This is a genomic window from Streptomyces sp. NPDC102270 (assembly GCF_044766405.1).
Lineage (GTDB): Bacteria > Actinomycetota > Actinomycetes > Streptomycetales > Streptomycetaceae > Streptomyces.
The window spans coordinates 137177-150116 of sequence record NZ_JBIWLX010000008.1 but is presented as its reverse complement, the minus strand read 5'-3'; the positions used below and the strand labels follow the sequence as shown (position 1 = coordinate 150116).

General features: G+C 71.3%; 13 protein-coding genes. 5 read left to right on the top strand and 8 right to left on the bottom strand.

Translation table 11 applies throughout. The features are described 5' to 3' along the window. Positions 1-58: 58 nt before the first annotated feature. The 4 genes from ACIRP7_RS18060 to ACIRP7_RS18045 are packed head-to-tail and all read left to right on the top strand — an operon-like array spanning position 59 to position 3924. Positions 59-349 (top strand): hypothetical protein, encoded by a 291-nt coding sequence (locus ACIRP7_RS18060; RefSeq protein WP_352390353.1) that lies wholly within the window; start codon positions 59-61, stop codon positions 347-349. 19 nt (positions 350-368) lie between these two features. Further along, the gene (locus ACIRP7_RS18055) at positions 369-1205 is read left to right on the top strand and encodes a hypothetical protein (RefSeq protein WP_403659957.1); all 837 of its coding nucleotides are present in this window, start codon (positions 369-371) and stop codon (positions 1203-1205) included. Positions 1206-1222: 17 nt separating this feature from the next. After that, positions 1223-3157: a fumarate reductase/succinate dehydrogenase flavoprotein subunit gene (locus tag ACIRP7_RS18050; protein WP_403659954.1), complete on the top strand. Its 1935-nt coding sequence runs from the start codon at positions 1223-1225 to the stop codon at positions 3155-3157. After that, positions 3154-3924, top strand: a complete 771-nt coding sequence (locus tag ACIRP7_RS18045; RefSeq protein WP_403659951.1) for a succinate dehydrogenase/fumarate reductase iron-sulfur subunit — start codon at positions 3154-3156, stop codon at positions 3922-3924. Before ACIRP7_RS18050 ends, ACIRP7_RS18045 begins: the two co-directional genes overlap by 4 nt. Here ACIRP7_RS18045 and ACIRP7_RS18040 read toward each other — a convergent pair. From ACIRP7_RS18040 to ACIRP7_RS18030, 3 genes are read right to left on the bottom strand one after another with little or no spacing between them, the layout of a single operon-like run. Further along, positions 3905-4210: a hypothetical protein gene (locus tag ACIRP7_RS18040; protein WP_403659948.1), complete on the bottom strand. Its 306-nt coding sequence runs from the start codon at positions 4208-4210 to the stop codon at positions 3905-3907. The genes ACIRP7_RS18045 and ACIRP7_RS18040 overlap by 20 nt on opposite strands. Before the next feature lie 5 nt (positions 4211-4215). Further along, positions 4216-5187 carry a phosphotransferase gene (locus ACIRP7_RS18035; protein ID WP_403659945.1) on the bottom strand — a complete coding sequence of 324 codons (972 nt, stop codon included), beginning with the start codon at positions 5185-5187 and terminating at the stop codon, positions 4216-4218. A 45-nt stretch (positions 5188-5232) separates the two neighbouring features. Continuing rightward, positions 5233-6321: a hypothetical protein gene (locus ACIRP7_RS18030; protein WP_403659942.1), complete on the bottom strand. Its 1089-nt coding sequence runs from the start codon at positions 6319-6321 to the stop codon at positions 5233-5235. 139 nt (positions 6322-6460) lie between these two features. Between ACIRP7_RS18030 and ACIRP7_RS18025 the strand changes: the two genes are divergently transcribed. Further along, positions 6461-7783, top strand: a complete 1323-nt coding sequence (locus ACIRP7_RS18025) for a hypothetical protein (protein ID WP_403659939.1) — start codon at positions 6461-6463, stop codon at positions 7781-7783. Here the strand turns inward: ACIRP7_RS18025 and ACIRP7_RS18020 are convergent. The 5 genes from ACIRP7_RS18020 to ACIRP7_RS18000 form a co-directional block, all read right to left on the bottom strand. Next, on the bottom strand, positions 7780-10407 hold the full coding sequence (locus tag ACIRP7_RS18020; RefSeq protein WP_403659936.1) for a SpoIIE family protein phosphatase: 2628 nt from the start codon (positions 10405-10407) through the stop codon (positions 7780-7782). The two genes, ACIRP7_RS18025 and ACIRP7_RS18020, sit on opposite strands and share 4 nt — an antisense overlap. A 199-nt stretch (positions 10408-10606) precedes the next feature. Beyond that, positions 10607-11014 carry an ATP-binding protein gene (locus ACIRP7_RS18015; protein WP_403659933.1) on the bottom strand — a complete coding sequence of 136 codons (408 nt, stop codon included), beginning with the start codon at positions 11012-11014 and terminating at the stop codon, positions 10607-10609. Positions 11015-11121: 107 nt separating this feature from the next. Beyond that, positions 11122-11523 carry a (deoxy)nucleoside triphosphate pyrophosphohydrolase gene (locus tag ACIRP7_RS18010; RefSeq protein ID WP_403659930.1) on the bottom strand — a complete coding sequence of 134 codons (402 nt, stop codon included), beginning with the start codon at positions 11521-11523 and terminating at the stop codon, positions 11122-11124. Between the two features lie 25 nt (positions 11524-11548). Further along, positions 11549-11740: an SPOR domain-containing protein gene (locus ACIRP7_RS18005; RefSeq protein ID WP_352390368.1), complete on the bottom strand. Its 192-nt coding sequence runs from the start codon at positions 11738-11740 to the stop codon at positions 11549-11551. A 312-nt stretch (positions 11741-12052) separates the two neighbouring features. After that, on the bottom strand, positions 12053-12805 hold the full coding sequence (locus ACIRP7_RS18000) for a GntR family transcriptional regulator (RefSeq protein ID WP_403659926.1): 753 nt from the start codon (positions 12803-12805) through the stop codon (positions 12053-12055). Between the last annotated feature and the right edge of the window lie 135 nt (positions 12806-12940).

The window sequence follows — 12940 nt, the reverse complement described above, 5'->3', positions numbered from 1 at the left end:
GCAGGCGCATGACCGTTCCCGTCCAGGGCAACCCCGCCCACGGAAGTGAGGTCACGTCATGTCCGTGAACGACGAACTGGCAGCGGCCCAGCGCTCGCTCGACGAGGTGCTCAGGTACGTCAAGCGCCTGGAGCAGCAGCTGGGCAGCGGCGGTCTGGAGATGCGCCGGGTGCGGATCGACACCGACCGCCTGCGCGAGAGCCTCGCCCTGCTGAGGGAGACCGACCCGGCGCTGGCCAAGGCCCGCCGCCCGGATCTCGTCTCCATCTCCGACACCCCGTACGACAACACCCTGTGGACGGACTCGGACGACGAGGGACTCGGCGCCCGCGACCGCCGAGCCCCCTGATCCCGACCGGAGTCAAGCGTTGGCCACTGGTACGGAACCCCCCGACACCGAATCCCATCCCGTGAGCGGCGGCGTACGCGCCGGTACGCGCGCCGCGATCGACGCCCCGCACCTGCGCACCGACCGCTGGTGGCTGGCGCCGGCGGCCACGGCCGCCGGGCTGCTCGCCTTCATCGTGTACTCGACCTGGCGGGCGTTCGCCGGCACGGACTACTACGCGGCCCCGTACGTCTCGCCGTTCTACTCCCCCTGCCTCGCCGAGCGCTGCGCGCCCATGCGCCACGGCCCCAACTGGGAGATCTTCGGCGGCTGGTGGGGCATCTCGCCCGCGATCATCATCCTGATCTTCCCGCTCGGCTTCCGGCTGACCTGCTACTACTACCGCAAGGCCTACTACCGGGGCTTCTGGGCGTCCCCGCCGGCCTGCGCGGTGGCCGAGCCGCACAAGAAGTACACCGGTGAGACCCGCTTCCCGCTGATCCTGCAGAACATCCACCGGTACTTCTTCTACGCCGCGATCGTGGTCGCCGGGATCCTGACGTACGACACCGTGCTCGCCTTCCGCGACGAGCACTACGCGTGGGGCCACATGGGCCTCGGCACCCTGGTGTTCCTGATCAACATCGCGCTGATCTGGGCGTACACCCTCTCCTGCCACTCCTGCCGGCACATCGTCGGCGGCAAGCTGAAGCACTTCTCCAAACATCCCGCGCGCTACAAGGCGTGGCAGTTCGTGGGCAGGCTGAACGCCCGGCACATGCAGCTGGCCTGGGCCTCGCTGGTGAGCGTGGCGCTCGCCGACTTCTATGTGTATCTGGTCGCCTCCGGTGCTTTCGACGATCCGCGTTTCTTCTAGATTGAAGGTGCCTTCTGATGTCCGTGGTCGACCGGCAGGAATGGGACGTCGTCGTGGTCGGCGCCGGAGGGGCCGGGCTGCGGGCCGCCATCGAGGCCCGCGAGCGCGGCGCCCGCACCGCCGTGATCTGCAAGTCGCTGTTCGGCAAGGCGCACACGGTGATGGCCGAGGGCGGCATCGCGGCCAGCATGGGCAACGCCAACGCGAACGACAACTGGCAGGTCCACTTCCGCGACACCATGCGCGGCGGAAAGTTCCTCAACCAGTGGCGGATGGCCGAGCTGCACGCCCAGGAGGCCCCGGACCGGGTCTGGGAGCTGGAGACCTGGGGCGCCCTGTTCGACCGTACGAAGGACGGCCGGATCTCGCAGCGCAACTTCGGCGGCCACGAGTACCCGCGCCTCGCCCATGTCGGCGACCGCACGGGCCTCGAACTGATCCGCACACTCCAGCAGAAGATCGTCTCGCTCCAGCAGGAGGACCACAAGGAGACCGGCGACTACGAGTCGCGTCTGAAGATCTACCAGGAGTGCACGGTCACCAGGGTCCTGAAGGACGGGAGCCGCGTCTCCGGTGTCTTCGCCTACGACCGTGAGACCGGCCGTTTCCTCGTCCTGGAAGCCCCGGCCGTCGTGATCGCGACCGGTGGCATCGGCAAGTCCTTCAAGGTGACGTCGAACTCGTGGGAGTACACCGGCGACGGCCACGCACTGGCCCTGCTCGCGGGCGCACCCCTGTTGAACATGGAGTTCGTGCAGTTCCACCCGACCGGCATGATCTGGCCGCCGTCGGTCAAGGGCCTCCTCGTCACCGAGTCGGTGCGCGGCGACGGCGGAGTGCTCAGGAACGCCGACGGCAAGCGGTTCATGTTCGACTACGTCCCGGACGTCTTCAAGGAGAAGTACGCCGAGTCGGAGGAGGAGGGCGACCGCTGGTACGAGGACCCGGACAACAACCGGCGTCCCCCGGAGCTGCTCCCCCGCGACGAGGTGGCCAGGGCCATCAACTCCGAGGTGAAGGCGGGCCGCGGCTCCCCGCACGGCGGGGTCTTCCTGGACGTGTCGACGCGGATGCCGGCGGAGGTCATCCGGCGGCGGCTGCCCTCGATGTACCACCAGTTCAAGGAGCTGGCGGACGTCGACATCACGGCCGAGCCGATGGAGGTCGGGCCGACCTGCCACTACGTGATGGGCGGCATCGCCGTCGAGTCGGACACGGCGGCGGCGCGCGGGGTGCCGGGGCTGTTCGCGGCCGGTGAGGTCGCGGGCGGCATGCACGGCTCGAACCGGCTCGGCGGCAACTCCCTCTCCGACCTGCTGGTGTTCGGGCGCCGGGCGGGCTGGCACGCGGCCGAGTACGCGACCGGGCTCGCCGAGAGCCGCCCACCGGTGGACGAGGTCCAGGTCGACGCGGCGGCGGCCGAGGCGCTCAGGCCGTTCTCGGCGGAGGGCACCGAGCCCGCCGTAGGACCTCCGGAGAACCCCTACACCCTCCACCAGGAGCTCCAGCAGGCGATGAACGACCTGGTGGGCATCATCCGCCGCGAGGGCGAGATGGAGCAGGCCCTGGAGAAGCTCGGGGATCTTCGGGTGCGGGCCCGGCGGGCCGGCGTCGAAGGGCACCGGCAGTTCAACCCGGGCTGGCACCTCGCGCTGGACCTCAGGAACATGCTGCTGGTCAGCGAGTGTGTGGCGCGGGCCGCGCTGGAGCGGACCGAGTCGCGCGGGGGCCACACCCGCGAGGACCACCCGGGGATGGACCGCGAGTGGCGCAACGTCAACCTGTTGTGCCGACTGACCGACCCGACGGGCGGGCTGGCGGCCACGGACCCGGTCCGGGGCCAGATCGACCTCACCCGTGAGACCACCGACCCCATCCGCGCCGACCTGCTCGCCCTCTTCGACAAGGAGGAGCTGGTCAAGTACCTCGCCGAAGAGGAGCTGTACGAATGAGCGGCTACACGGCCCACTTCAAGGTGTGGCGCGGTGATGTGAAGGGCGGCGGCCTGGAGGACTTCAAGGTCGAGGTCAACGACGGCGAGGTGGTGCTGGACATCATCCATCGCCTCCAGGCCACCCAGGCGCCCGATCTCGCCGTCCGCTGGAACTGCAAGGCGGGCAAGTGCGGTTCGTGCTCGGCGGAGATCAACGGGCGGCCCCGGCTGATGTGCATGACCCGCATGTCGGTGTTCACGCCGGAGGAGACGATCACCGTGACCCCGCTGCGGGCCTTTCCCGTGGTCCGCGATCTCGTCACGAACGTCGGCTTCAACTACCAGAAGGCCCGCGAGGTCCCGGCGTTCGTGCCGCCGCCGGATCTCGGGCCCGGCGAGTACCGGATGATGCAGGAGGACGTGGACCGCCCGCAGGAGTTCCGCAAGTGCATCGAGTGCTTCCTGTGCCAGGACACCTGCCATGTCGTGCGCGACCACGAGGAGAACAAGACGGCGTTCGCGGGCCCGCGCTTCCTGATGCGGGTCGCCGAGCTCGACATGCATCCGCTGGACGCGGCGGAGGAGTCCGGCCTGGACCGCAAGAAGACGGCCCAGGACGAGCACGGTCTCGGCTACTGCAACATCACCAAGTGCTGCACGGAAGTGTGCCCCGAGGGCATCAAGATCACGGACAACGCGCTGATTCCGCTGAAGGAAAGGGCGGTCGACCGCAAGTACGACCCGCTGGTGTGGCTGGGATCGAAGATCAGGAGGAGGTCTTCCTAGCCGGCTTCATGGCCTGCCGCTGGATGGACAGCCCCACGGCGAACACGGCCATGCCGCTCATCGCGACCGGGAAGTCGCCCATGTCCGGTCCCTGGAGCGGGCCGACGAACAGATACGTGCCGATCCCGGCCATGGCGGCCAGGGTGCCGTAGCCCCACACGCGGGGCCGCAGCACCTTGGCCCGCCCGCGGCCCGGCATGATCCACCCGGTGGTGATCGCAGCGACGGAGAGCACCGCTCCGATCGCCAGGACCAGAACGGCCAGGATCTCCAGTACGTCGTGCATACGGATCATCGTCCCACGAGCTCCAGCACCCTGACCAGGTTGGATTCCGCGATCTCCCGCATCCGGTGCGGGTTCGGGAAGTCGCCCTCGATCAGGCGGAGGGGGCCGGCGACCAGGGACACGTGCATGGCGAGGCGGTAGAGGTTCATCCGGTCCTCGTCCAGACCGGGGGCGCGCAGGACGTCGTAGTACCGCGGTCCGAAGCGGATGCGCAGGAAGACGTGCTCCCACTCGACGTCGAAGTACATGAGCCCGTCGATGTCGATGAGGGCGGGCCTGCCCCGGTCGTCCAACAGGACGTGGTCGGCGCCGAGTTCGCCGTGGACGAGACTGTGCCGGGCACGAGGCCGGACGGCTGCGGCGAGCCGTCGGACGGTCTCCTCGAGCTCTTCCCGTACGACGGCGATCCGTTCCTCCCGTACGGCGGCCTGCTCGATGTGGCGCAGGGCTCCCTCGGTGATGCGCCGGGCGGCCGAACCCGACAACGAGGTACCACCGTTGTCGACCAGGCCGACCTTGCCGAAGGCGGGGCCCTCCTGCGCGTGCAGAGCCCCGAGTTCGGCGGCCAGCAGCTCCAGCGCGGCGCGACCGGCGGCCGGGTCCCGCTCCAGGGCCTCCTCCAGACTGCCGCCCCGCAGGTCCTCGACGACCACGGCGTCAATGGCGGTGTCGGCGTGCAGGAGGCGGGCTGTGCGCACGCCGGCCGCGACCAGCCGGTCGTGGGCGGCCGTGAACACGTCGGGACCGTTGCCGGCGGAGAAGGGGTCGCGGGGGTCGGAGGGGCCGGCGTCCCAGTAGTCCTCGTCCGGCGACCAGACGTAGGCGACGACCGTCGTACCGTCGTCGAGGGCCAGCCGGTAGACACCCTTCTTGCTGCCACCGCGGAGCCGGGTGACGCCGGTGAGGGCGCGGCCGGTCGCGGCGCGGGCGAGCGGGGCGAGGTCGTCGCGGGTGAGGTGTCTGCGGGTGGTGGTCATCCCGCAGATCGTCGCAGTGCGGTGCGCCGGACCGCAGGTGGTTTTCTAGCGGACCCAGTCCTTCTCGTACGCCGTCCAGTCCGCCTCCGTGGCCGCGAAGTCGACGTACAGCGCCACGCCGAAGTTCGCGCGGTCCGCGTCCGTGCGGGAGAGCCCGAGGCGGACGCCCCGGACGGCCGCGGGGACCGTCTCGGCGAAGGACCAGTGGTCGAAGTTGTCCTCCCGGTAGAAGGGCAGGCCCATCAGCAGGTCGGTGGAGTCGGGGGTGACCTCCAGGGCCAGTGAGGTCTGCTGGGCGACATAGCCGCCGTACAGGCTCTCCAGGGGCGTGGCCGTGTCGTACGACATCACCGCGATCTGGTCGACCCGGCGCGCGACCTGACCGAAGTAGGCCTGCGACCACCACTTGGGGTGCCCGGTGAGCGTGCCCGCGACGGAGTGCAGTGCGGGGAGCGGGTCGATCTGGTGGGCGGCGGCGGAGAGCGGCACTCCGTGGGCGCGGGTGACCTGGTGGAGGGCGTCGAGGAGGTCGAGGTAGTCCTCGTCGCCGGAGTGCAGGGGCTCCAGGTCGAAGTGGGCGCCGTCGAACCCGGTGTCGAGGATCTGACGGGTGGACCGTACGACGGCGGCGCGGGTGTCCTTCTCGGTGAGGCGCAGTCCGTCCGGGCTCTCGGTGGCGAGCTGGTCGCCGAGCCACGCCTGCACCCGGATGCCGGGGGCCGCCTTGTGCGCGGCACCGATCAGCCACCGCGCCTTCGGGTACGCCGACCCGGGCAGCGTCCCGTCGTGTTCCAGGGGCCCCGCGTGGACGTACAGGTCCCGGATCCCGGTGTCGCGCAGGCGCCGGGCGAGGGCGGTGACGTCGGCATCGGTCTTGCGCCCGTCCACCCAGGCGTGCCCGAGCCAGATCGCGTCCTTGCCCCGGGTGCGGGTGCCGTCCGCGGGGTCACCGGCGTAGTTGAGACGGAGGGCGACGGCGACGGTGAGAAGGGGAAGGAGGAGGACGAGCACGAGCGCGATCAGACCCCGGCGGAGCCGGCGGCGACGTGTGGGACTCGGCGCCGGTGCCTCCTTGTCCGCCTCGCCGTTCCCGTCCCCGCCCTTGTCGACCTGTATGTCCCGCACCTCTGACATCCGCTCCCCACTCCCTCGCGTACCCCCACCCGTCCCACCCCGCTCGCGCCCCCGCATTCCAGCCCATACGCTCCGAAAGGTGACGCCATCCTTGATACGGGGCCGACCGCGGCGAGGCCGCTCCCACATATCCGCGCGGGTGGCACATGCCCTGCTGGGTGTCGTCGCCGGGGTCGTGTGGCTGGTGTTGCCCTGGATGACGATCAACGACGACGCTCCGGTTGCAGGCGCGCGCACGAGCGCCGCCACCCCGGCGGAGGACACGTCCTCCGGCACCGACCTCGTGCTGCCGCTGGCCGCGCTCGCCGTGGTGCTCGCCCTCGCCGCCTACGGCTCCGTCCGCCGGATACGCCGCACCCGCAGCCGTACGACACCGGCGGCCGCCGGCACGACCCACGTCGGCGCGTACCCCGCCCCGGCGGCCACGCCCCCGCTCGCCGACCTCGACGAGCGCTCCCGGGCCGCCCTGGTCGACGCCGACAACCGGCTCCGCGCCTTCCGCGAGGAACTGACCTTCGCGGAAAGTGAGTTGGATCCCGAGATGCTTGCCCCTCTCGTCGCGGCGGCCGAGGCGGCGGAGGCCGAACTGGCGGCCGCGTGCGCGATACGGCGGCGGTACGAGGCGGGCGTGCCGGAGGAGGCGGCCGCCCTCGCCGGAGTCGTGGGCCGCTGCGAGGAGGCCGGGCGGCGACTGACCGGGGCGGCGGAGAGCCTGCGCGCCCTGCGGGGGCTGGACCGCGACCCCGCCGCGGCCCTGGCGTCGGCCGAGACCCGCTTCCGTGAGCTGACCGCCCGCACCGCCGGGGCGGAGACCACGCTCACGGACGACTCCGTCGCCGGGTATGTCGAACTGGCCAAGGACAGCCTGGTCACCGCCACCGTCCAGCTCAACAAGACCCACCAGGCCACCGCCTCTGGCCGGCCCGACGAGGCGGCCCACCACCTCCGCGCGGCGGAGACCGCGATCGCCCGGGCCGATGCGCTGGTGAGGGCCGTGACCCGGCTGCGCGAGACGCTCACCGAGGCCGCCCGGCTGATCCCGCCCGTCCTCACGGGCGCGGAGGCGGAACTGGCCCCCTTCCGTGACGGCACCGCGGACGAGGGCGAGACCCGTACCCGGCTCCTGCACGCCGACGCGGTCCTGGCCGCCGTACGACAGGAGACGACGTCCGGGCAGCCGAACGATCCGCTCGGCGTGCTGCGCCGGATCGTGCACGTGACCGCGCCGCTGGTGACCGGCCGGTCCGGGGTACTCCCGGTGGCCGCGCTGCTGGTCGCCCGGGAGTCCGTGGCCGCGGCGGACGACTACGTCACCGTCCACCGCGAGGCGGTCGGTGCCGCGCCCCGCGTGCTGCTGCAGGAGGCGCGGCTGACCGGTGATCTCCCGCGGGCGGACGTCCTGGCCCGCGAGGCGCGTGACCTCGCCGAGCAAGACGTACGGCTGCGCGGGCACCCCGCCTAGAAGAGGCTCAGCAGTGCCTCCGCCGGGTCCACCATGCCGTTCTGCCCGTCCGGCAGCGGGAGTTCGAACCACACCGTCTTGCCGCGCGGGGTGCGCCGGGAGCCCCAGGCCGCGCTGAGCAGGCCGACCAGTTGGAGGCCCCGGCCGCCCTCGTCGGTGTCGCGGGCGCGGCGGCGGCGGGGCTGGACGAGACCGGAGTCCCAGACCTCGCAGACCAGGGTGCGGTCCAGGAGCAGACGGAGCCGGATGTCGCCCTCGCCGTACCGCAGGGCGTTGGTGACCAGCTCGCTGACCAGGAGTTCCGTGGTGTCGACCAGGGGCTCCAGGTCCCAGCTGAGCAGCTGGCCGCGGGCGTACTCGCGGGCCCGGCCCACGCTGCGCGGCTCGCGCGGGAGGGTCCAGTCGCCGACCGAGTTCGCGGGCAGGCCCTGGACACGTGCCATCAGCAGCGCGATGTCGTCCTCGCCGTGGTGGGTGTCGAGGGTGTTCAGGACGTGGTCGCAGACGTCCTCCAGCGGGGCGGAGGGGTCGGTGAGCGCTCCGACGAACGCCTGGAGACCTTCGTCGAGGGGGTGATCGCGGCTTTCGACCAGTCCATCCGTGTAGAGCGCGAGCAGGGCGCCTTCGGGTAGTTCGACCTCCACCTCCTCGAAGGGCTCGCCGCCGACACCGAGCGGCATGCCGGGCGGCACGTCCAGCATCAGCGCGTCCTCGCCGGGTTCGACCAGGACGGGCGGCAGGTGGCCCGCGTTGGCGAAGGTGCAGCGGCGGGTGACCGAGTCGTAGACGGCGTAGACGCAGGTCGCGAGGTACACCTCCAGGAGGTCCGCCTCGCGGGGGCGGCGGGCCGCGCGGGTCGCCTGCTGGACCCCGCCGGGGGCGCCGAGACCGCGGGCGATCTCGTCCAACGCGCTGAGCACCTCGGCCGGTTCGAGGTCCAGGAGGGCCAGGGTGCGGACGGCCGAGCGCAGTTCGCCCATGGCCACGGCCGCGCGCAGACCGCGGCCCATCACGTCCCCGACGACCAACGCCGTCCGGTGACCGGGCAGTTCGATGACGTCGAACCAGTCGCCGCCGACCTCGCTGGGCCGGTCCGCGGAGGAGTTGCCGGGCAGATAGCGGCAGGCGATGTCCAGGCCGGCGGCCACCGGGTCGCCGGGCGGCAGCAGGGACCGCTGCAGCATCAGGGCCCGCTCGTGCTCCCGCCGGTACAGGCGCGCGTTGTCGATACAGACCGCGGCCCGCGCCGCCAGCTCCACCGCGAGATCCCGGTCCCGGTCCCCGAACGGCTCGCTGCCCTTCGTCCGGGAGAACTGCGCGAGTCCTACGACGGTGTCGTGGGCGACCATCGGCACCGCGAGCGTGGACAGCACGAGGCCGCCCTCCTCGGCCGGGATGTACTGCGGGCGGGCGGTGCGCAGGGCGTCCGCGCAGGGCGAGTTGAAGGGATAGTGGTGGACCGCGCCGAGCGCGACGGGGGCACCGGAGCCGGCGAAGGGGGCGTCGGAGACCGCGCTGGCGAAGGCGACCCTGCGCAGTTCGGCGCTGCCGTCGGCGAGCCCCGGCGGAGTCTCGTCGCCGGCCAGCAGGCCCTGGTAGAGGTCGACGGTGGCCAGGTCGCAGAAGCCGGGGACGACGACGTCGAGGAGTTCGCGGGCCGTGGTCTCCAGGTCGAGCGAGTTCCCTATGCGGGCGCCGGCCTCGTTGAGGAGGGCGAGATTGCGCCGGGCTGCCGCGGCCTCGCGGGCGGCGGCACGGCGGGCGGTGATGTCGGTTCCCAGCCAGGCGATGCCGATGGGCCGGCCGGACCCGCTGCGCACCCGGTACAGGTTGATGGACCAGTGGCGGCGCTCGTCGGAGCCCGGCAGGAAACCGGTGACGTGCATGTCCGTGATGGAGTCGCCGGTCTCCAGGACCCGGCGCAGGGTGGCGGTGACCCGCTCGGCCTCGGGGCGCGGCAGATAGTCGTGGACGCCCCTGCCGCGGTGGTCGTCCGGGCTGCCGCCGAAGAGAGAGGCGAAACGGTAGTTGACGCGGCGCACCCGCAGCTCGGGGTCGATCAGCACGAAACCGAAGGGGGATTGACCGAAAATCGCCTGCGAGGCGGCGAGGTCGGTCTCGATGCTGCGCAAGGTGCGCACGTCCACCACGATGCAGACGGCGGCCTTCTCGCCCTTTTCGGTCCGCGTCGGCATGACGTAGACCTCGGCGAGTCCCTCCCGGCCGCACTCGCCGTCGGCCGCCGACGCGGGCACCCGGAAGGGGACCACTCCCGTCCACTCGCGGCCGTCCAGGATCTCCGCCATCCTGCGCTGGCCCTGTGCGCGCAGGTCGTCGTCGATGAACGCCTCGATGGGGTCCATGCCGACGGCGTGCTCGGCGGGGATGCCGAAGAGCTGCTCGGCGCGCAGACTCCACTGGTCGACCAGACCGTCGGGGCCTATGGAGAAGGACGCGACCTTGATGTAGTCGTAGATCGAGCCGGGCGGGCTGCTCTGCCACATGGCGTCACCGGACGGCGCGTCGCCGTGACGGGCATGGACCGCGACAGCATCCATGGCCGCAGCCCTCGCGCCCTCCGACGGGTCCTTCGACTCCGTGGCCTTCGCTGGTATCTCGCTCACGCGAACCGTCCCCTCCAGCTCACCGCGTCCGGTACCGGTCACCGGGGGCGGCTGCCCGCAGTATCCAGCACTACGGCGCCGCACAACACGGTGTTCACGATCACAGCACGATCCCGACGGTTTTCGGTCCGGGCTGCGACAACACTTCCAGTCTTCTAACCAGCCAACACGGCGTCGAACCGCCGCGATCACGTCCTGTTCATCCTGGTACCGAGAGTTCGAACCAGACCGTCTTGCCGGTGACGCCGGGGCGGGTGCCCCAGCGGTGGGCGGCGTGGGCGACCAGTTGCAGCCCGCGGCCGCTCTCGTCGTCCAGTTCGGCGACGCGTTCGCGGGGCAGATCGGGCAGGGGGTCGGAGACCTCCACCAGGAGCACGCCGTCGCCCCTCTCCGGGCGGACCAGGCGGACGCCGATGGGGCCGGTGGCATGCCGTAGCGAGTTGGTCACCAGCTCACTGACCAGGAGGGCGGCGACATCGGCGAGACCATCGAGGTTCCAGGCGGTCAGCCGGCTTCTGACAGCCGTGCGGGCAGCGCGTACGGCACCCGGGTCCGCCGGGAAGATCCACTTGGCGCAGTCGCCTTCGGTGTCGATCACGCCGATCACTTCCCGGGCCAGCCCATGTCCGCTTTCGTGGGGTTAAGGGGCACATACCCGATATCAATGGTGAAGTATCGCAGCGAATGGGGTAAGCGGGGCCCGTTCAAGGGTCCCTAGGGCCGCTGGAGCGCCTTCAGTGCGCCGATCGCTTCCACGTCCTGGTCGAGCCAGTTCACGTCCCCGAACTCCTGCGGGGTCAGCCAGCGCAGCGCGTCGTGGTCCTGCAGGGGCTCGGGATCTGCGGAACCCGGCAGCAGGCGAGCCTTCCACGCCTGCAGAACATACGGGGGTCTCAGCGGCCACTCCCCCGGCACGCGCTCCAGCGCCTCCGCCTCGACCCCGAGTTCCTCGCGCAGTTCGCGTACCAGCGCCTGCTGCGGCGACTCCCCCGGCTCCACCTTGCCGCCCGGCAGCTCCCAGCGGCCGGCCAGTTCGGGCGGTGCGCTGCGGCGGGCGGCGAGGAGGCGGTCGCCGTCACAGAGGGCGGCCGCCACCACCACGATCCGTTCCGTCATGCGCCGGAGCCTACGGGAGGCTCCGTCAGTCGGCCGAACTCGAGCCGTTGGGGCCGATGCGCTCGACCCAGTAGAGCTGTTTGTGGCCGCGGGCATCGAGACTGTCCGCGATCTTCTGGGCCTCGGCCCGGGTCGCGTACCTGCCCACGCGGTAGCGATTGCCGTTGTCGTCCTGTCGTATGACGAGCCAGGGGAGAGTGATCGTGCCGTCGTTCATTGCGCCCCACCGCTCCTTCCCGACCTGCGTCGAGCCCCACCCGATAAGGAAACCGCACTCCGCATATGCCCGAGCCTACGCCCAACCTTTACGCAGCGAACACGCGTTTTCACAAAGAGGTACGCAACCAGCCAGGACGGACTCCTACGGCAGGGGGCGCGCCGATGAACACGCCCCCGGTGGACGGCACTGCCTCCGGTCGGGGGCGCCTTGGACACAGCGGTGTCGACCTGCGAGAACGGCCGAATTCGAACGGCGTTCGCCTACGGGCCGGTTCGGTGTTCGCCCCGGGCAACCTCCCCGGGGCGCGCGCTACTTCACCGGGAGGTGGTACGCGACCTGGTAGCGGTCGGCCGGAATGACCACGTCGGCCGTCTCCACCGGGCGGCCCGAGGCGTAGTAGGTGCGGTGGACCACGAGGACGACATGCCCCGGGACACCGCCCAGCGCGAGCAGCTCCTCGGCGAGACCGGGGCGGGCGCCGACCTCCTCGGTGACGTTGTCCACGACGACGTCGATGGCGGCCATGCGCTCGACCACGCCCATGCCGCCGAGGGGACCCTCCTCGGGGAGCATCACGGGAGTGCGCCCGGTGACCGCGAGGGGCTCCCAGGAGGTGGAGAGCATCATCGGCTCACCGGCCTCCCGGAAGACGTACTTCGTGCACATCACCCGGTCACCGGGCCGGAGGGCGAGCCGCTCGGCGACGGCCACCGAGGCCTCGGTCTGCCGGCTGCTGGACTCCCAGGTGCCGCGCCCCTCCCCGTCGGCCTGCTCCTGCCGGAAGGGGGTGGCCCCGGAGGCCGGGCGGTAGCCGGAGCGGGCGATCCGCCGGGGCACGGGCCGCTCACGGACGTACGTCCCGGAGCCGGAGCGGCCCTCGACCAGGCCCTCGGCCATCAGCACCTTGCGGGCCTCCAGCGCGACGGTGTCCGAGACGCCGTACTCCTCGCGGATCCTGGCCTGGGAGGGCAGGCGGGTGTGCGGTGGCAGCGAACCGTCGACGATCTTCTTGCGGAGATCACCCGCGACGCGCAGGTACGCCGGCTGCTCACCGAATGTCACTGGCCGCTCCCATCAGGTTGTACAGACAGCAACAGCCTGGCAACCGTGGGTTGGCCCGTGCAAGCAAAGGCCAGGGAATCACTCGATGTGATGACATGTGCCGGTGGGGGGCTTTACGCAGGCACTTTCTCCCCG

Excerpts from the sequence above, each read along its gene's own strand:
- ACIRP7_RS18060 (WP_352390353.1), top strand. The coding sequence starts at position 59 with ATGTCCGTGAACGACGAACTGGCAGCGGCCCAGCGCTCGCTCGACGAG.
- ACIRP7_RS18050 (WP_403659954.1), top strand. The coding sequence starts at position 1,223 with ATGTCCGTGGTCGACCGGCAGGAATGGGACGTCGTCGTGGTCGGCGCC.
- ACIRP7_RS18045 (WP_403659951.1), top strand. The coding sequence starts at position 3,154 with ATGAGCGGCTACACGGCCCACTTCAAGGTGTGGCGCGGTGATGTGAAG.
- ACIRP7_RS18040 (WP_403659948.1), bottom strand. The coding sequence starts at position 4,210 with ATGCACGACGTACTGGAGATCCTGGCCGTTCTGGTCCTGGCGATCGGA.
- ACIRP7_RS18035 (WP_403659945.1), bottom strand. The coding sequence starts at position 5,187 with ATGACCACCACCCGCAGACACCTCACCCGCGACGACCTCGCCCCGCTC.
- ACIRP7_RS18030 (WP_403659942.1), bottom strand. The coding sequence starts at position 6,321 with ATGTCAGAGGTGCGGGACATACAGGTCGACAAGGGCGGGGACGGGAAC.
- ACIRP7_RS18010 (WP_403659930.1), bottom strand. The coding sequence starts at position 11,523 with ATGACGGAACGGATCGTGGTGGTGGCGGCCGCCCTCTGTGACGGCGAC.
- ACIRP7_RS18005 (WP_352390368.1), bottom strand. The coding sequence starts at position 11,740 with ATGAACGACGGCACGATCACTCTCCCCTGGCTCGTCATACGACAGGAC.